Source organism: Enterobacter sp. ECC-019 (assembly GCF_043974075.1).
Lineage (GTDB): Bacteria > Pseudomonadota > Gammaproteobacteria > Enterobacterales > Enterobacteriaceae > Enterobacter > Enterobacter asburiae_D.
Window position 1 is genome coordinate 4,710,873 of sequence record NZ_CP143759.1, and the last position, 18,885, is coordinate 4,729,757.

Annotated in this window: 16 protein-coding genes and 1 tRNA gene; 6 read left to right on the forward strand and 11 right to left on the reverse strand. The window is 56.3% G+C overall.

Annotated features, from left to right (window positions below):
• Positions 1-33: 33 nt before the first annotated feature.
• From citG to V1566_RS22370, 8 genes are read right to left on the reverse strand one after another with little or no spacing between them, the layout of a single operon-like run.
• Positions 34-837: a triphosphoribosyl-dephospho-CoA synthase CitG gene (gene citG, locus V1566_RS22335; protein WP_395304654.1), complete on the reverse strand. Its 804-nt coding sequence runs from the start codon at positions 835-837 to the stop codon at positions 34-36.
• Positions 815-1,354 carry a citrate lyase holo-[acyl-carrier protein] synthase gene (gene citX / locus V1566_RS22340; RefSeq protein WP_395304655.1) on the reverse strand — a complete coding sequence of 180 codons (540 nt, stop codon included), beginning with the start codon at positions 1,352-1,354 and terminating at the stop codon, positions 815-817. The genes citG and citX overlap by 23 nt, the downstream gene beginning before the upstream one ends.
• Complete coding sequence (citF, locus tag V1566_RS22345) at positions 1,351-2,874, reverse strand: citrate lyase subunit alpha (RefSeq protein WP_395306033.1); 1,524 nt, start codon at positions 2,872-2,874, stop codon at positions 1,351-1,353. The genes citX and citF overlap by 4 nt, the downstream gene beginning before the upstream one ends.
• Before the next feature lie 10 nt (positions 2,875-2,884).
• Positions 2,885-3,760 carry a citrate (pro-3S)-lyase subunit beta gene (citE, locus tag V1566_RS22350; RefSeq protein WP_395304656.1) on the reverse strand — a complete coding sequence of 292 codons (876 nt, stop codon included), beginning with the start codon at positions 3,758-3,760 and terminating at the stop codon, positions 2,885-2,887.
• A complete protein-coding gene (citD, locus tag V1566_RS22355; protein WP_008499773.1) occupies positions 3,757-4,050 on the reverse strand; it encodes a citrate lyase acyl carrier protein in 294 nt (97 codons plus the stop codon). Before citD ends, citE begins: the two co-directional genes overlap by 4 nt.
• A 16-nt stretch (positions 4,051-4,066) precedes the next feature.
• Positions 4,067-5,089, reverse strand: coding sequence for a [citrate (pro-3S)-lyase] ligase (gene citC / locus V1566_RS22360; protein ID WP_395304657.1), 1,023 nt, complete (start codon positions 5,087-5,089; stop codon positions 4,067-4,069).
• A gap of 13 nt (positions 5,090-5,102) precedes the next feature.
• Positions 5,103-5,966, reverse strand: a complete 864-nt coding sequence (locus V1566_RS22365) for a fumarylacetoacetate hydrolase family protein (RefSeq protein WP_395304658.1) — start codon at positions 5,964-5,966, stop codon at positions 5,103-5,105.
• A gap of 17 nt (positions 5,967-5,983) precedes the next feature.
• Positions 5,984-7,345, reverse strand: coding sequence for a 2-hydroxycarboxylate transporter family protein (locus V1566_RS22370; RefSeq protein WP_395304659.1), 1,362 nt, complete (start codon positions 7,343-7,345; stop codon positions 5,984-5,986).
• A gap of 345 nt (positions 7,346-7,690) precedes the next feature.
• On the opposite strand from V1566_RS22370, the gene V1566_RS22375 reads away from it, so the two are divergent.
• Together V1566_RS22375 and V1566_RS22380 are read left to right on the forward strand one after the other, a co-directional pair.
• Positions 7,691-9,316, forward strand: a complete 1,626-nt coding sequence (locus tag V1566_RS22375) for an ATP-binding protein (protein WP_395304660.1) — start codon at positions 7,691-7,693, stop codon at positions 9,314-9,316.
• A complete protein-coding gene (locus V1566_RS22380) occupies positions 9,306-9,998 on the forward strand; it encodes a response regulator (RefSeq protein ID WP_193940440.1) in 693 nt (230 codons plus the stop codon). The genes V1566_RS22375 and V1566_RS22380 overlap by 11 nt, the downstream gene beginning before the upstream one ends.
• 86 nt (positions 9,999-10,084) lie before the next feature.
• Here V1566_RS22380 and V1566_RS22385 read toward each other — a convergent pair whose 3' ends face one another.
• Positions 10,085-12,220, reverse strand: a complete 2,136-nt coding sequence (locus V1566_RS22385; RefSeq protein ID WP_395304661.1) for an ornithine decarboxylase — start codon at positions 12,218-12,220, stop codon at positions 10,085-10,087.
• Positions 12,221-12,401: 181 nt separating this feature from the next.
• Between V1566_RS22385 and V1566_RS22390 the strand changes: the two genes are divergently transcribed.
• From V1566_RS22390 to V1566_RS22400, 3 genes are all read left to right on the forward strand, one after another.
• A complete protein-coding gene (locus tag V1566_RS22390) occupies positions 12,402-13,118 on the forward strand; it encodes a DUF554 domain-containing protein (protein WP_094935400.1) in 717 nt (238 codons plus the stop codon).
• A gap of 95 nt (positions 13,119-13,213) precedes the next feature.
• Positions 13,214-13,289 (forward strand) — tRNA-Phe (locus V1566_RS22395).
• A 543-nt stretch (positions 13,290-13,832) separates the two neighbouring features.
• A complete protein-coding gene (locus tag V1566_RS22400; protein ID WP_024906534.1) occupies positions 13,833-14,651 on the forward strand; it encodes a DUF4225 domain-containing protein in 819 nt (272 codons plus the stop codon).
• On the opposite strand, the gene V1566_RS22405 is transcribed toward V1566_RS22400, so the two are convergent.
• Both V1566_RS22405 and V1566_RS22410 read right to left on the reverse strand, forming a co-directional pair.
• Entirely contained in the window at positions 14,629-14,955 is a 327-nt protein-coding gene (locus V1566_RS22405; protein ID WP_071995311.1) for a hypothetical protein, read from the reverse strand. The genes V1566_RS22400 and V1566_RS22405 overlap by 23 nt on opposite strands.
• Before the next feature lie 291 nt (positions 14,956-15,246).
• Positions 15,247-15,825, reverse strand: coding sequence for a helix-turn-helix domain-containing protein (locus V1566_RS22410; protein WP_395304662.1), 579 nt, complete (start codon positions 15,823-15,825; stop codon positions 15,247-15,249).
• A gap of 621 nt (positions 15,826-16,446) precedes the next feature.
• On the opposite strand from V1566_RS22410, the gene pgaA reads away from it, so the two are divergent.
• Positions 16,447-18,885: a poly-beta-1,6 N-acetyl-D-glucosamine export porin PgaA gene (pgaA, locus tag V1566_RS22415; RefSeq protein WP_395304663.1), complete on the forward strand. Its 2,439-nt coding sequence runs from the start codon at positions 16,447-16,449 to the stop codon at positions 18,883-18,885.

Sequence of the window (18,885 nt, forward strand, 5' to 3'; positions counted from 1 at the left end):
AGAGTAGGCCGGGTGAGCGTTAGCTCCACCCGGCTATTTTATTGCAGACAGCACCCACCCCACCGACAGCAAATCCGCACTGCCGCCCGGACTCAGGTTTCGTTTAATCAATACGTTATCCATTCTAAGCAACGCCTCGCGGTCCCAGCCGTTAGCCAGTAATTCCCGTGCATAGCCCTGAACGTAGCGCAGCCCCTCAATGCCGCCGCGCGAAACCAGATTGCTGTCCTGATTTATCGCCATCAGGCGTAACAGCAGGCCGTGAAGGGAATGTCCGTTCCACTGCGCCAGCGCCTTACGTACCGTTGCAAAGCCACTCTCTGCCTCACCGCGCGCGCCCGTTAAGCCGTACTGCTGAAATTGCCGCTCGCCCGCCGTCGCCTGCCCGCTGCGCGCGGCCAGCTCACGCGACACAAGCCCGCTGCAGATGTTACTCACCTCACAACAGAGGCTGTCCGCGGAGATATTTTTCACACGTCCGGCGGCGAAGCACAGTAAACCCAGGGCAAAAATCCCGCCCTTGTGGGTGTTCACTCCGTTCGTCGCGGCGTACATCGCCTGCTCGCAAGCCATCCCCATCGGGCGGATAATCCGCAGCTGTGCGTCAGCGGATTTATCCGCATGCGCGTTACCGAGTTCGGCAAAACGCGAAAACCACGGCGCAATCGCCGCGATGCTGCGGACGAACAGCGCGTGGTCCATATCGCGATGGGAGCCATTATTGAGCTTGTCCACCAGCCCCGGCTTGGGCGTCAGCTCCAGCTCCTGCCACAGCGCCGCTTCGGCAAGCGCGGGCACGTCAGCCGGGCGCGGTTTAGTCGCGAGCAAACCAGTCATCGATCGTCTTCTCCACGCGGGAAACTACCGCCTCAACAGGATGCTTTCGCGAGCGGGAACAGGCGTGGGCGGGCTCGTCGCAGATCAGGCAGCGTCTGAGATTCGCCCCCAGAGACTGACGCCCGACGTGGCCGTGCTGAGGGCAGATCACGTCCAGATCCCACAGCCTGCCGAGCGGGTGCGTCTGCTCCAGATCCGCACAGTGCGCTTTGATTTCCACCGCCGGATGGGCCACGCACCACAGGGCTTCTGGCCCGGTAGGGAGCCACAGCACCTGGCGGTCCAGCACCTGCCAACGGTTTTCCCACAGCAGCTGGTCGCACATTTGCAGCGCCACACCCATGGTATTGCGATAGCGCAGGCTGTCTTTGATTTCCCCTGGCGTGACCAGCGTGAGGGAAATCACCGATTGTTGATAGTGCTCAAGCATGTCAGCCTGGCGCGCTGCGCGGCGATCTTTCGCCGCCAGCAGTTCGTCCAGGCTGACACCCGCCCGCACGGGTGTCGCTGAAATCACACTTCCTCCTTTACCTGTCGTACGGTGTCGATCACGCTGCCGTCGCGGTAGCGGATCACCCCGACAATTTTGTCGGTAAATTCAATCGGTTTCGGTACGCCCGTCAGGGAAATCGCCCGCGCGTAAAGCGCGCTGATATCCACAACATTAAGCCCGGCTTCCAGCAGCCGCTCGCGGATCTCCGGGCGTGCCGGATTGACCGCAATGCCGTGGTCGGTGACCAGCACGTCGATGCTTTCGCCCGGCGTAAGGCGCGTGGTGACGCACTTCACCACCGTCGGAATGCGGCTGCGCAGCAACGGTGCGACCACAATGGTCAGGTTCGCCGCGGCGGCCACGTCGCAGTGCCCGCCGGACGCGCCGCGCATCACGCCGTCAGAGCCGGTGATGACGTTGACGTTGAAATCGACGTCGATTTCGAGGGCGCTGAGGATCACCACGTCGAGCTGGTCGCAGCTTGCCGCCTTGCTGCCGGGGTTGGCGTAAACGTTGGTGGAGATCTCCACGTGGTTCGGGTTGCGCGCCAGCGAGGCCGCCGCCTGGCCGTCAAAGCACTGGGTGTCGAGCAGCTTTTCGATGAGCCCCTTCTCGTGCAGATCCACCAGGCTGCCGGTGATGCCGCCGAGCGCAAAGCGCGCCTTCACGCCGCTGCGCTCCATCTTCTCTTCCATAAAGCGCGTACAGGCGGTCGCCGCCGCGCCGGAGCCGGTCTGCATCGAGAAGCCCGGTTTGAAGTAGCCGGAGTGTTCAATGACGTCCGCCGCATAGCGGGCGATCATCAGCTCGCGCGGGTTGCTGGTGACGCGCGCCGCGCCGACGCTGATTTTCGCCGGGTCGCCTACGCTTTCAACCTGCACGATGTAGTCCACCTGGTCCTGCACCAGGCTGGCGGGCATATTGGGGAACGGCACCAGGGCTTCGGTCAGCAGCACTACCTTGCGGGCAAAGTGCGCGTCCACCATGGCGTAGCCGAGCGAGCCGCAGCACGATTTGCCGTGCGTTCCGTTGGCGTTGCCAAACTCATCGCTGCACGGCACGCCGAGAAACGCCACGTCGATGTTCAGCTCGCCGTCCTGGAGCAGCTTCACGCGCCCGCCGTGGGAGTGAATTTGCACCGGCTCGTCCATCAGCCCGTGGGAGATGGCGTCCGCCAGCCTGCCGCGCATGCCCGAGGTGTAAATCCGGGTGATGACGCCGCTTTCAATATGCTCGATCAGCGCGTCGTTGCAGGTCATCAGCGAGCTGGAGGCCAGCGTCAGGTTTTTAAAGCCCATTTTCGCCAGCAGCGCCACGACGGTGTTGATCACCCGGTCGCCTTCGCGGAATGCGTGATGGAAGGAGATGGTCATCCCGTCCTGCAGACCGCTGCGTAATACAGCCTCTTCAACGGTCGCACACAGTTTTCGGTTATGTTTAGCCTCGCAGTCTGCCAGCCACGGCGTGGCGCTGTGGGCGGTATCAAAGGGTTTTAAGTCCCGCAGATGGGGAAAATTCACGTGAAGAAGTTCTGTCTGATTCATCATTTCATCCTTACCGACGCACGCCGGAGGCCGCCGCGCGCTCCAGCACCACCTGCGCGTGGTTAATAATCGGTGCATCCACCATTTTGCCGTTGAGCGACACCACGCCCAGGCCGTTACGCTCGCCCTCTTCTGCCGCCTCAATCACCCTTCTGGCGTGATCCACCTCTTCCTGCGTCGGGGCGTAGGCGTTGTGCAGCAGGTCAATCTGGCGCGGGTTAATCAGCGATTTGCCGTTAAAGCCCATCTTGCGGATCAGATCGACCTCGCGCAGGAACCCGGCCTCGTCGTTAACGTCTGACCACACCACGTCGAAGGCGTCGATGCCCGCCGCGCGGGCGGCGTGCAGCACGGCGCAGCGGGCGTAGAACAGCTCGGTGCCGTCGCCGCGCTCGGTCTGCATGTCCATCACGTAGTCAAAGGCGGCCAGCGCAATCCCGATGAGGCGCGGAGAGCTGCGGGCAATCGCCACGGCGTTGATAACGCCAATGGCCGATTCAATCGCCGCCATCACGCGGGTGGAGCCGACCTCGCGGCCGCACTCGCGCTCGATACGCTCGAGGTGGCCTTCCAGCTCGTAGATATCGTCCGGCGTGTCGGTTTTCGGCAGGCGGATCACGTCCACGCCGGCTCGTACGGCGGCTTCCAGATCCTGCAGGCCAAACGGCGTGCTGAGCGGGTTAATACGCACCACGGTTTCGATATCCTGATACATCGGGTGCTGAAGCGCGTGGAACACCAGCATGCGCGCGGTATCCTTCTCGCGCAGGGCAACGGCGTCCTCAAGGTCAAACATGATGGAGTCGGGACGGTAGATAAAGGCGGTTGAGAGCATGGCGGCGTTGGCGCCCGGCAGGAACAACATACTGCGGCGGAGTTTGCTCATTTCAGCGCCCCCCAGTTGATGGCCTGTTCATCGGCGGCACGCATCAGCGCGCTTTGCAGGCGGGCGCGAATCACACAGTCCAGCGCCCCTTTGTCTTCAATAATGATTAATCCCTGGTGCACGTTCATGGCGCGCAATGTGTCGTTGACCACCTGGCGAATCTGCTCGCCAAACTGCTTAATCACTTCACTGTGGATGACTATCTCCAGCTCGCCGTGAGCGGGAGCGATTTTCACCATCAGGTCGCTGGACTCCTGCGTTCCGGCCAGCGCCTCCCTTACAATTTTCATGATAAATTCCTGGTAGTTAAGCGACTTCCGCACTCGCACGGTAATGCGTTTCGAGATGCGCGAAGGTGGAGTCCGGGACAATCTCCCGGATCCGGGAAAACTGCTGTGTCTTCAGTAAGCGGCGCACTTCGGACGCTGATATGGCGTTGCCGGTGGCCTTGATGCGCGGCATTTCCACCACCTCGATATGCGAGGCCAGCAGGTCGTGCAGCGTCTGGTTGTACTGGCGGGTGATATCGCAAAACGGCTCCGAGCCGATGAAGCGGTGCGTAATGCCGAGCGCCGGGGCGATGAAGTCCCGGAAGATCAGCACGTCAATCTCGCTCCACGCCTGCTGCACTTTGCCGGTCTCCTTCAGGAAGTAGGCCGGGAAGGTGGCGCGGGAGATGATGTACTGCGAACCTTCATGCACCACCACGTTCGGCAGATGCGCCACGCCCGCGCGCACCATCTCGAGGCGCGCGCTGAACGGGAAGAACGAGGCGTCTTCACGCACCACGAACAGATGCAGGGCATCGCACCGCGTCGCCGCCTGCTCCACCAGATGGCGATGGCCGAGGGTGAACGGATTCGCGTTCATCACTATCGCGCCAATGTTCTCCCCGCACCTGCGCTTCGCGCGCAGGGAACGGCAGTAGCGTTCGATCCCCTGCGGGGTGTTCTCCATCAGCACCGCGTTATTCCCGCTTTGGGTAATCGGCCAGAAGCCGCTGCGGGCAAAGCGCTCCCGGTTGCACGGGCGGGTGCAGAGGAAGAGGTGGAAATGGCCGCGCTCCAGCGCCGCATTTTCCACCTCTGCCAGTAGGCGCGCGCTGAGGTTCTCGCCACGAAGCTGTTCATTGACCGCCACACATTTGATGACGTTGGCAGCAAGCCCTGCGCAACCCACCAGCTGCGAGCCGGACCAGGCTTCGACAAACAGCGTGATGTCATTGTCCAGGCCAAGGCCGCTGTCTGCCAGCAGGTAGCGGATCTGGCTTAAGCGTTCCGGGTGCTTCGCCACCAGCGTGTGGCGAAAATCGATGGGTTGCGATTGCATGCTGCCGCCTTACTTAATGTGCTGCCGCAAGCCCGACGGCTGGCGCTTCCACGATCACGTTGCTCAGATGACCGATATTCTCGATCTCCACCTCAATGCGATCGCCCTCTTTCATAAACAGCGGCGGGTTACGCTTTTTACCCACCCCGCCAGGCGAGCCGGTGATGATCACGTCGCCCGGGCTTAAGCGGGTAAAGGTGCTGATGTACTCGATCAGCTCCGCAACCTTGTGGATCATGCTGCTGGTGTTGTCTTCCTGCACCATGCGACCGTTCAGCCAGGTGCGGATAGCCAGCTGATGCGGATCAGGGATCTCATCCGCCGTCGCCATCCACGGGCCGAACGCGCCGGTCTGACGCCAGTTTTTACCGGCGGTAAACCAGGTGTGCTGCCAGTCGCGGGCGGAGCCGTCCATGTAGCAGCTGTAGCCCGCCACGTGGCGCAGGGCATCGTCGCGGCTGATGTTCTCCCCGCCTTTGCCGATGATCACCGCCAGCTCGCCTTCGTAGTCGAACTCGCTGGAGTGGCGCGGCTTCAGCACCGGCTCGTTGTGGCCGGTCTGTGAATCCGGGAAGCGAACAAACAGCGTTGGGGCCGGATTATGCTGGTCAAACTCCTTGCGCTTGTCGGCGTAGTTCATGCCGACGCAGAGGATTTTTTCCGGCTGCACGATCACCGGTAAGAAGGTGATGGCGCTCAACAGTACGTCCACGGCGTCGTTCAGGTAGCGGGTGGCCTGCGCCAGCCCGTTGCCCTGCAGCAGCGCCTTGAGGTCGCTGTAGCGGTCGCCGAGACGGCGGCCTAAATCAATCACGCCGTCGGCCTGGACGATGCCGTAGCTGCGTTTTCCCTGGTATAAAAAGCTTGCGAGTTTCATTGTTCTTTCCTGAAAACTTAAACGAGGAAGTTGCCCAGAATCAGCAGTGAGATAGAGACGTTAATCGCCCCGCCGATACGGGTAGCAATCTGGGCGAACGGCATCAGGCTCATGCGGTTGCCTGCGGTCAGGATCGCCACGTCGCCGGTACCGCCCTGGCCGCTCTGGCAGCAGGAGACGATGGCGACATCAATCGGGTGCATACCAATCTTTTTGCCGACGAAGAAGCCGGTCGCCACCAGTGCAGAAACGGTGCTGACAATCACCAGCAGGTTGCTGACCGTGAACGCCGCCACCAGCTCATGCCACGGGGTGATGGCCACGCCGACGGCAAAGAGGATGGGGTAGGTCACGGAGGTCTGGAAGAATTTGTACACCACCTGCGAGCCTTCCAGCAGGCGCGGAGAGGCGCCGTTGCAGAGCTTCACCAATACCGCCATAAACAGCATGCCGACCGGAGCTGGCAGGCCAATCAGTTTGTGGCCGAGCATGCCCAGCATGTAGAGCAGTACCGCCAGCAGCGCGCCCGAGGCGATAGTGGTGACGTCCGCTTTGCCGGAAAACGCAGGCTGAGAGACGGTGGTATCGGCATTCGCGCGGTTAGGCATCAGCTGGCCTTCACCGGTCAGGTGCGGGTAGCGTTTACCGAGCTGGTTCAGGCAGCCGGAGATGATGATTGCCGTCAGACCGCCGAGCATGACCATCGGCAGCACGCGGCCGAGCGCCACGCCCTGGTCCATGTGCAGTAAGGTGGCATAGCCGATAGAAAGCGGGATTGCCCCTTCCCCGACGCCTCCCGCCATAATCGGCAGAATGATAAAGAAGAAGATCTGGAACGGCTCAAGACCCAGCGCCATACCAACGCCCATGCCGACAATCATGCCGACGATTTCGCCGCACAGCATCGGGAAGAAGATGCGCAGGAAGCCCTGAATCAGCACCGTGCGGTTCATGCTCATGATGCTGCCGACGATAATGCAGCAGATATAGAGATAGAGAATGTTGGTGGATTTGTAGAACTTGGTGGTGGACTCGACCACCACGTCCGGCAGCAGGCCATAGTAGACCAGCGCGGAAGGGATAAAGGTGGCGCAAATCGCCGCCGCGCCGAGTTTGCCGACAATCGGCAGGCGTTTGCCAAACTCGCCGCAGGCAAAGCCGAAGAAGGCTAGCGTGGCGACCATCACCACGATATCGCTCGGCAGCTTTCCGCCCAGGCAATCAATCGCAATCAGCGCGCCCGCCAGAACGAACAGCGGCAGAGGAATAATCCCAATTTTCCAGGTATCCATAATATGCCACCAGCGCTCTTTGAGCGAAGGTCGCTGAATTTCAATCGGGTCGTGGGTAACAGAGAAAGAATCGTCAGTTGTGCTCATAATAAGCCCCTTGGTTATTTTGTGCGTTCAGCTTAGAGTCACAAAGGCTTACTTTATGTGAGGGATGACATATTAAAAGCGAAGTTTTAATGGCAGCTATGGTTTTAATGGTTTCTTTTATTTAATGTGATTTATACCTTATTTATTCCCGTGGTTTTTATGGTTTCTTTTCCGAATTGAACAAACAAATAACATTTGTTCGCGCAGCCCGAAGCACGTTAGCCTCCAGGATAACTCTTTTACAGTGCCCGCTGTGCAAGGGATCACAAGTTTTCGGCAAAGCAGGCGTCCGCGCGAAAAAAGATGATATATTGGCGATCTTTGCTGCTACCTCGCGTGATAGTTATGAAAGTCTCTTTCCAGATCAAGTTGTTTATTTCGCTGGTTGCCTTTTTCTCAGTACTTTTTGCGCTGCTGGGCGGATATTATTATGCAGATGTCGGTAAACAGCTTTATCAGGAAATGAGTACGCGAGCCAAAATACAGGCTGAAGAGATTGCACTTATTCCGACATTGCGTAATGAAGTTGAACAAAAGAATATCTCCGCCATCCATGATTTTATGCAGAAGATTTCTGCGCACAGTGACGCCAGCTTTATTGTGATTGGTGATAATAAAGGGCAGCATCTTTTTCACTCCGTCTTTGCCGACAGAGTGGGCACTACCCTGGTTGGCGGAGACAATGAAGCCGTATTGCAGGGTAAAAGCACCACCACCATCCGCAAAGGCGGGCTGGGCATTTCGCTGCGCAGTAAAGCCCCCATCTTTAACGCTGCCGGCCAGGTGGTCGGCATTGTTTCGGTCGGCTATCTCACCAGCTACCTGGACACAATTACTGTCAGTAAAGTGGTCAATATCCTGATTGCCGCCGTGCTGCTGCTGATTGCTCTCTTTATTTTCTCCTGGTTCTTTACCCGCAGTATTAAGAAGCAGATCTTCTCCCTTGAGCCGCGCGAGATCGGCCTGCTGGTGCGCCAGCAGAAGGCGCTGATGGAGTCTATTTATGAAGGGGTGATTGCCATTGACGATCAAAGGCGGATTGAGGTGATCAACCAGGCAGCGCGCAAACTGCTGGGTCTGAGCCAGCCGGCCCGCGAGCTGCGCGGACAGCTGATAAGCCAGGTGATCGATCCGGTCCCGTTCTTCGACACGCAGACGATGCTGGCGAAAGATACCCATGACGAGATTTGCCGTTTTAACGATCTGACGGTAATTGCCAGCCGGGTGCACATTATGCTTGAGGGGTCGCTGCAGGGCTGGGTGATCACCTTCCGCGATCGCAACGAGATCGACTCGCTCAGCGCCCAGCTCAGCCAGGTAAAACGCTATGTCGATAACCTGCGCATTATGCGTCATGAGCAGTTAAACAGGATGACGACCCTCTCCGGCCTGCTGCATATGGGCCGCTATGAGGAAGCCATTGGCTACATTCAGGCGCAGTCGGAGCATGCTCAGGAGCTGCTGGACTTTATCTCTTCGCGCTTCAGCTCCCCGACCCTGTGCGGCCTGCTGCTGGGGAAAGCCGCCCGCGCGCGGGAGAAAGGCGTCGAGATGTGCTTCGACCCGGCCTGTCGGCTGGACAGATCGTTCCTGCCGCTGGGGGAGCAAGAGCTGATTTCAATTATTGGCAACCTGCTGGATAACGCCATCGAAGCGACGCAGCGATCGCCGCTTCCCCATGCGCCGGTAGAAGTGCTGATAAAACTCAGCGAACAGGAGCTGATTATTGAAGTGGCCGACCAGGGCGTTGGCATTGCACCGGCGATCCGTGATCGGATCTTTGAACGCGGTATCACCACCAAAACACGCGGCGATCATGGGATTGGCCTGTATCTGATCGAAAGCTATGTCACACAGGCTGGCGGCGCGATAGAAGTTGCCGATAATACCCCGCGCGGCGCCATTTTCTCCTTGTTTATCCCGGCCACGGGAACCGCCCGGCAACTGGAAGACACCGACTATGCAACATGAACTTATCGACGTACTGATTGTTGAAGACGAGAACGAACTGGCGCAACTGCACGCGGAGCTGATAAGCAAACATCCGCGTCTGAGGCTGGTAGGCATTGCCTCGTCGCTGGCTGCGGCCCAGGCAGAGCTTGAAAGCAAACAGCCGCAGCTGATGCTGCTGGATAACTATCTGCCGGACGGCAAAGGTATCTCGCTTATCAATAACCCCATGCTGGCCCGCGCCAACTGCTCGGTGATTTTTATTACTGCCGCCAGCGATATGGATACCTGCAGCCAGGCGATTCGCAACGGCGCGTTCGACTACATCCTCAAACCCGTCTCCTGGAAGCGGCTCAGCCAGTCGCTGGAGCGGTTTGTGCAGTTTGCCGAACAGCAGCGGGTCTGGAAGATTGTCGACCAGCAGAACGTGGATTCGCTCTATCAGCTACAGGCGAAAAACTACCGCCTGGACAACGGCAGCAAAGGCATTGAGGAAAATACGCTGGCGCGGGTGCAGACGCTGTTCAACGACAAAGCAACGCACTGCTTTACCGTTGACGAGGTGGTGAGCGAAACGGGATTAAGCAAAACCACCACCCGGCGCTATCTGGAGCACTGCGTAGAGGCGGGTTTTCTGACGGTGGAGATGCTGTACGGCAAGATTGGGCATCCGAGGAGGATGTACCGCCGCACAGAAGCCTGATGCAGTATTGTAGGCCCGGTAAGCTTGCGCCACCGGGCAAGTCGCCGGGTGGCGCAAGCTTACCGGGCCTACGTTCGAGAGAGGGTCTACCTTAATACATACCCATACAGCCGCTTAATCCCGTCGGCATCCTTCTCGCTGTAAACCCCCTGCAGCTCAGGCGAGAAGCCCGGCAGCAGATTGACGCCCTCCTCCAGCGCCAGGAAGTAACGCTGTACCGCCCCGCCCCAGACTTCACCCGGCACCACGCACAGCACGCCTGGCGGATAGGGCAGCGCCCCTTCGGCAGCAATGCGCCCTGCGGCATCCCGTATGCGAACCAGCTCCACCTCTCCGCGAATATAGGCCCGGTTTGCATCCTGCGGGTTCATTACCCCCTCAGGCAGGCTCTCCTTACGGAACATCGCCTTCTGCAAATCTTTCACGTCAAAGCTGACGTAGAGATCGTGCATCTCCTGGCACAGCTGGCGAAGGGTGTAATCCCGGTAGCGCACCGGGTATTTCTGGAAGATCGTCGGCAGCACGTCCGCCAGCGGCGTGTCGTCTTCTATATGCTGTTCAAACTGGCCCAGCATCGCCACCAGCTGCGCCAGCTTCTCGCTGCTTTCGGCAGGCGTCAGCAGGAACAGGATCGAATTGAGGTCGCATTTCTCAGGCACGATGCCGTTTTCTCGCAGGTAGTGCGCCAGAATCGTCGCCGGGATCCCGAAATCCGTGTACTCCCCGGTTTCAACATCGATACCCGGCGTGGTCAGCAGGAGCTTGCACGGGTCGACAAAGTACTGCTCGCGGGCATAGCCCTCAAAGCCGTGCCATTTAGCCCCCGGCTCAAAGCTGAAGAAGCGCAGCTCGCTGGCGATGGCGTGCGTCGGATGATCCTGCCACGGCCGTCCCGCCACCACCGGTGGGATAAACGGCTTGATCATATGACAGTTGGCAATGATTGCCTTGCGCGCTTCAATCCCCAGCTCGACGCACTCCGCCCAAAGCCTGCGTCCGCTTTCCCCTTCGTGGATCTTGGCGTTCACGTCCAGCGCGGCGAACAGCGGATAAAACGGGCTGGTGGAGGCATGCAGCATAAACGCATTGTTCAGCCGCTTGTGCGGGCAGAAACGCGCCTGGCCGCGAATGTGGTTATCCTTTTTATGGATCTGCGACGTTTGCGAGAACCCGGCCTGCTGTTTGTGCACCGACTGGGTCACGAAAATCCCAGGATCGTTCTCGTTAAGCTCCAGCAACAGCGGGGACGTTTCCGCCATCATTGGAATAAACTGCTCGTAGCCCACCCAGGCGGAGTCAAAGAGGATGTAGTCGCAGAGGTGGCCGATCTTGTCGATCACCTGACGGGCGTTGTAGATCGTCCCATCGTAGGTGCCAAGTTGAATGATCGCCAGGCGGAACGGACGCGCCTCGTCGGCCTTCTCCGGCGTCGTCTCACGGATCAGCTCCCGCAGATAGCCATCGTCAAAGCAGTGGTCGTCAATCCCGCCAATAAAGCCAAACGGGTTACGCGCGGCCTCAAGATAAACCGGCGTGGCACCCGCCTGGATCAGCGCCCCGTGGTGGTTAGATTTATGGTTATTGCGGTCAAACAGCACCAGGTCGCCGCGGGTCAGCAGCGCGTTGGTCACCACCTTGTTGGCCGCTGACGTGCCGTTCAGCACGAAGTAGGTTTTGTCCGCGTTGAACACTTTCGCCGCGAATTTTTGCGCATGCTTGGCGGACCCTTCGTGGATCAGCAGATCGCCCAGCTTCACGTCGGCATTGCACATGTCGGCGCGAAACACGTTCTCACCGAAGAAATCATAGAACTGTCGCCCTGCCGGGTGTTTTTTGAAAAATGCCCCGTGCTGGTGGCCCGGACAGGCGAAAGTGCTGTTGCCCATCTCCACATACTGGCTCAGGGTGTCAAAAAAGGGCGGCAGCAGGTTCTCTTCGTAACGGCTGGCAGCGGTCTCCAGTTCCAGAAACTCCTGAGCTTTACCCGAGATAACCGCGGTGGCACCGTCAGGTACGTCCGTTGGCTCCTGCGAGAAAATAAACACCGGTAGCTGAAAGCCCGTACGTTTCAGCAGTGCAAGAATGCCGCTGCGACTTTCAGCTGTTGTGATGACCACGGCCGCCACATCGGTAAAATCAGTGCTGTCCAGCGTCACCTTTTCGCGGTGCGTAGACACGGTGGAGGCCAGCTCGCGGCTGACGGCAATTTTCATGGTTTTCATAGGCGCAGTTACCCTCACCGAGCGGTGAGACAGGGAGGAGAAAATTCGCGCAATAATGTCACCTTTTATTTTGAGGTGCAAGAAAGAATCAGTATGCACGAAACCACCCAAAGCTAAGGCCCGCGCAGCCCTGACGTGCCATAATAATGCAATATCAATGATTAAATAACAGGAGTTAACTTTGGTTATCGGGCCATTTATTAACGCAGGTGCCGTATTGCTCGGCGGCGTACTCGGCGCCGTGCTGAGCCAGCGGTTGCCGGAGCGTATTCGCACCTCCATGCCCTCGATATTCGGCCTGGCATCGTTAGGAATCGGTATTCTTTTAGTCATCAAATGCGCCAACCTGCCGGTGATGGTGCTGGCCACCCTGCTCGGCGCGCTGATTGGCGAGTTCTGCTATCTGGAAAAAGGCATTAACAGCGCGGTGAGTAAAGCCAAAAACCTGATTGCCCGACCGGGCGGCAAGGCGAAACACGGCACGCACGAGTCGTTTATTCAAAACTATGTCGCCATCATCATTCTGTTTTGTGCCAGCGGCACCGGGATTTTCGGTTCAATGCAGGAGGGGATGACAGGCGACCCAAGCATTTTGATTGCGAAGGCGTTTCTTGATTTCTTTACGGCCACTATTTTTGCCACCACGCTCGGCGTTGCCGTTGCAGCGATTTGCGTGCCGATGCTGCTGATCCAGCTGGCACTCGCCACCTGCGCCACGTTGATTCTCCCGCTCACCACGCCGGCAATGATGGCAGACTTTACCGCCGTCGGCGGCCTGCTTCTGCTGGCTACCGGGCTGCGCATCTGTGGGATTAAGATGTTTGCCGTGGTGAACATGCTGCCCGCATTGCTGCTCGCTATGCCGCTCTCCGCGCTCTGGACGCACTTTTTCGCTTAAGGATGCGGCGAAATGGTGAGAGATTGCGCAGTCTGTAACGAAAACAACATTTTTCGTTGACGACAGGGGGCAGATCGGGTTTAATGCGCCCCGTTGCCCGGATAGCTCAGTCGGTAGAGCAGGGGATTGAAAATCCCCGTGTCCTTGGTTCGATTCCGAGTCCGGGCACCACTATTTAAAGAACCCGCCCTCGTGGCGGTTTTTTGCTTTCTTAGTAAATAACTTGTTGTTTTATCAGTAGTTACCACCCTTATCTTTCCTCCGGCCCCGCTTCCCGGTGGTACAAAATGGGCATTATGATAAAGCCTACCAAAGACCGAAACGGCACCTACTATACAGTGGACACATACCGGATTGCTCAGGGCCTCCGAAAACGTCCAGTCGTGCTGCACATCCGGCCTGATTGATGGTGAAATTCCCGACAAAAACGGCTGGCTTTCCGCTGGTGTTGCCCTTTCCCTACTTACAGCGTCCACTCAAGCCAGAGCGGGCTTCTCATTGATGCCATTGAGCAAAAATCTGGTCTGATACTTCCGGTGATGCCCGGTGAAAGCTGTCTGATAGGCCGGGATTGTAGCTGCAAAAAGCGACTTCTGCTTCAGACCCCGTAACTACATTGCTACTATATTGTCCATGCGTTGGCACGCATGGCTGTCAGAGGGAGCCGTTTATCAGTCTAAACAGATGCCGGTAAAGCAATTGAGAGGAATTACAATGGATGCAGCATTGCTTAACATGATGCAATCAGGTGGAAGAAATAAAGCCTGGGCGGAAACGATGGTGAATATGGAAGCCAGAAAACTGGTAAATACAGCCAACACTCTGTCGGCTTTTCATCTCAGCGATGGTCTGACTCGAATGAAGTTTATTCAGGAAATTCGGGACCTCATAGAACAACAGTTTACGTTAGCTCGTCGGGCTAAATCAGATGAAGAATGCATGGAATGCGTTAAAAAACTTAGAGAAGAAAACTATAACCTTTTGGAACAAGCTCGTTTATTACGAACTAAGGCAGCGAAGCTTTACGCTAAAGTCGAGTTCATCCGAGAGAATAACAAAATTGTTGGGTATGTTATCTCGGCAGTTAGTGTTGTCCTGGCCGGTGCTGAAATAGCCGCAGGATTTACCCTTATTGGCACTATGACCCCTCTCGGGGTCCTTGCTGGTGCGGTTCTGGTTACTGACGGGGCAAACAGCATCAGTAAAGAAGTGGCTCGCTACGCAACGAACAACACTACCAGTGAAGGGCTGGTCGCGGATGCCGCGATGTCTACAGCTGAGTTTATGGGCTTTAGTCGTGAGAACGGGTTAGGTGTCTACAAATCAATTTCACTGGCCGCTAACGCTTATACCATTTTTGGCTTGTTGCGGCGACCAGGTACCTGGCGACTGTTTCGTTATATGCCCACAGACTATTACCGAAAGGTGAGCACACTGAGCCGCCCGCAGCTTACAATGAAAATTGCTGGTTATGGGGTCAAAGCTAAGATTATTTTTGATCTGTTGTCCGTCAGCGACCCGTCCCAGAATTAGTCAGCATTTTACGATAACGCCAGGATTTGTAGCCAAGTTTTGCTGGCGTTATATACCAGATAAAAGGGAGTACAATCAATAACGTGAGCGCAAGTGTCAGACTTGTATCCCTGGATGCAAGTAAAAGAGTTAAAGCCAGTATGATAAAGGCAATAATAGTTATCCACTTCATTGCCTTAAAACGATTGGCCAGATCATGAGTTACGCTATCAAACGAACCACCGTAATTCTCGATATTGTTTTTTAGCTTTTGAAGATCTCGTTTACTAAAACCTGATTTTAAAAGTGCTTCTTCGCTCGTCATTCTGCCATCCGTCCCATAACTCACTGAAACCTGTGACGAAGTTTAACTTAATTTGACGGATAAATCGCTCCTTGACGATATTTGTAAAAATTTTATTTAAATCAAATATTTGAAGATATGCTACACAGTAGCGGTGACCAGACTCTTCAATCGTGTCCATGACAACGTCTTTGTGTCGTTTTGAGCCAGAGTAAATCCAAACCTAAGGCCAGGAAGTTGTCCTCATCCAGCATTCTCAAAGCTCAGAATACCGCCCGCAAGTCAGTTTTATGCTTTTGGTTTCTCCCCACTCTAGGGATCGTTCCCACCTGCATCCAGCAGTTTGTTTTTAAAGATAAACAAACACGCCTCGTTGAAGTTCTCCGCCCCCAGGCGTTCCGAGAGTGCCGTTCGTTTGCGATAGAGGCTTTTCACCGACGTATTCAGCTCATCGGCAATGGCTTCCATCGACATCCCTGCCCTCAGCAACCGCAGCATGATCGCTTCGTGCGTGCTAAGCCGTAAATTAAGCAGCCACTTCGTGGTCAGGCGCCTGCCCTTCATATTGAGAACCAGATTAAACAGCGAGGCCATATCCGGCGCGGTGAACGACGTGTTCATAAATAACTTCATACTGAGCAGATTCTCCTCGCGGTGTCGCATATCAAGCATAACGCAGCAGATTGTTTTTTTCGTTCTGGCCGGATGGCGTATCAGGTAATCATATAAACGGAGCGGAGAACGGCTATCAATCAATACAGAATATTCATCTGCACCATTATCAAATATGTTTCTGTCAATCGAGTCGAGCAGGATAATATCTGGAAAAAATATCCGGATCCCCCTGACAAGGTAGCGATCCTGAGTCACTAACACTATTGAAGTTGCCACTAACCATCCCTTTTAGATTAAAGCAAGAACGATCCTTCAGAAAGAAGGCCGCCTTCGTTTTATAGCGCTGTTATATTAACGATAAATGTATTCTGGCTTTAGACATCCCTCAATACAGGCATTGATGTGTAAGACTTCCTGTAGACTATCATTCAATGGCTGCCATTAATTATAAATAAAAAACAATCGCAGAAAAGTCACTTCTCCAAACATTAAGAGTTTTTGTCATGAAACTTCCCAAACATGCACCAGAAAGTACTTTAATTGAGGCAGAAAAACCGCATTAAAAATATATACAAAGTTGTCACAATATAAATAAAACAAATACATTTCAATGAGTTACAAATAATCAATCATTCCAATAAAAACGTCAAAAACCACTCAATACAGAATTATCTCAAAACGACAACCCCACATTTCAACATATTTATCCGGCAACATATCAGGTGTACATTAGCTTTCACCCAGTCCACTGAGATAAGGATCCATAATTACCTTTAGGTAAGTACCCCGTAACATCACTGCATTCAGATTTAATGTTCTCATTTATGGCCTTTAACGCTGAGTTTAAAGGCGGCCGTGTTATGCAATGGATTCATGATAAACAAATGGCAAATAGATATGGAAAGATCACTTCGCTTCAATACGTTATTCTTTTATCGCACCCCAACATTATTGTTCCTGTTATTCCTCTTTCCTGTTCTGGCTCAGGCAACTGAATCCGTATATGAGCAACAGATTCAACAGGCGCGTAACGGTAATTACACGCCGTTTCTCGATTATCTTCAGCGTTATCAGCAGCAGCATGCCCTGACACCTGAACAAGTTGCGGACTGGTTACAGGTTGCAGCCTGGGCGGGTCATGATGACGAGGTTATTCAGGTCTGGCAGCGTTACGGCATTTACATGCCGCTGCCCGCCCGTGGCGTTGCTGCCGTCGCGCAATCCAGGCGAAATCAAAAAGCGTGGCAGCCTGCCCTGGCGCTCTGGAAAGAGGCGCGTAGCCTTGCGCCGGATAACGATGATTATCGTATCGGCTACATCAAAACCCTGGCCGATGCCCGCATGGATACACTTGCCCTGCAGGAAGCCCGACGGCTGGTGGCGGAAAATCCCTCTCTGGCGCATCTTCAGACGCTCTCGTATGTCTGGTTACGTCAGGGAAAAAGCTGGGATCGGCTGCTGGCTGACACGCGCGCGCTGAATGTCGCACCTGAGAATAAAGCGCTCCTCAGCGAACTGATCGACGCGCTTACAGATAACCGGGTGAATACCCCCGCGCTCAGGCTTTCACAAGGCGTGACGCTGTCTCCCGCGGAGCGTCGCCGTCTTGAGCGCAATGCCACCGCCGAATGGGTTCGCCTTGCCGATGTGCCTGGCAGAACAGAAAAGGAGCGCCTGCAGTTTGCGCAATCTGTGCTGAATCGTTACGACGCTCTGCTTGCCCGCTGGCAAAAAGAGCCGCAGGCGGCGGAAGATGTCGTCCTTGCGCGTATCGACAGGCTTGGCGTGTTGTACGCCCATGCTGATTACCCACAGGTGATTAGCGAATATCAGGATCTTACGGCAGCTCAGCATCCGGTGCCGGACTGGGCAATCGGCTGGGTGATCTCCGCGTATCTGCAGGAGCAAAACGCGGCCGCCGCCTACGCGCTTCTGCAACGCTACCCGCAATACGCTTCCGACCCAGAGGACGAGGAGCACGCGCTTTTCTACGCCTGGCTGGATACGGGACAGTACCAGGCCGCCCGCCAGTACGTTGAGCGCCAGACCCGCGACGTCCCCTGGACCCGTTACGATTTCGGCTCCCCTACCCCTCAGCCGAACGATCAATGGCTTACCGGGCAGTCGCTCCGTTTTAACTATTTGCTGGCGACGAATGCCCTGCCAGAAGCCGAAAAGCTGGCGCACCATCTGGCGACAACGGCACCGGGCAATCAGGGGTTACAGATTGACTACGCCACCCTGCTTCAGGCGCGGGGCCTGCCGCGCGCGGCCGAGCAAAAACTGAAAATGGCGGAGGCGCTGGAGCCGTCCAATACAGAGCTAGAGCAACAGCAGGCTTACGTCGCGATGGACCTGCAGGAGTGGCGACAGATGGATTTACTGGCTGACGACGTGCTGGCTCGCACGCCCGCCGATCGCAGCGCCAGGCGTCTCGACAGGCTCAGAACGGTCCACCACATGTCCGAACTGCGCCTCAACGCAAGCAAGGGCTTGCACTCAGATAGCCCCGTGAGCGGGACACACGACCTGAGCTGGGACGCCACGCTCTATGGCCCACCCGTAGCGGATAACTGGCGGCTGTTTGCGGGCACCCGCTATGCGCAGAGTAATTTCGATGAAGGCAAAGGCACCAGCCGTCACCTTTTGGGCGGCGTCGAATGGCGACCACGCGATCTCCAGCTCGAAGCCGAACTCTCCAGCAACCGCTATCACGGGGCAAACAAGCCGGGCGCTCGCCTCTCAACAACGTACTTTGTGACCGATAGCTGGCAGGTCAGCGGCAGCCTTGAACGCCTGTCGCGCACCACGCCCCTTCGGGCCTTGCGCAACGGAATTAGCGCCAACCGGGGTGAAGGCGGGGTGCGCTGGTATCAAAACGAGCGACGTGAGTACCAGTTCAGCGCCGCCCTCAGCCGCTTCTCCGATCATAACCGTCGCCAGGAATACACCCTCACGGGTAAGGAGCGTCTCTGGCAGACCCCGTCCCTGACGCTGGATCTCGAACCGGGGATCGCCGCCAGTAAAAACAGCCTGCGGGACACGCTCTATTACAACCCGGCACGGGATCTGTCCGTGACGGCTGCCCTGGCCGTTGACCATGAGATGGTCCGCCATTACGACACCCTCTGGAGCCAGCAGTTCGTGGCGGGAGGCGGCAGCTACTGGCAGAAAAATCAGTCCGCTGGCGCCATCGCCCTGCTGGGTTACGGGCAACGCGTTCAATGGAACAACGTTATTGATACCGGCGTGATGCTGAACTGGGATAAACGCCCTTACGACGGCAAACGCGAGAGCAACCTCTCCGTCACGTTTGACGCGACTTTACGCTTTTAA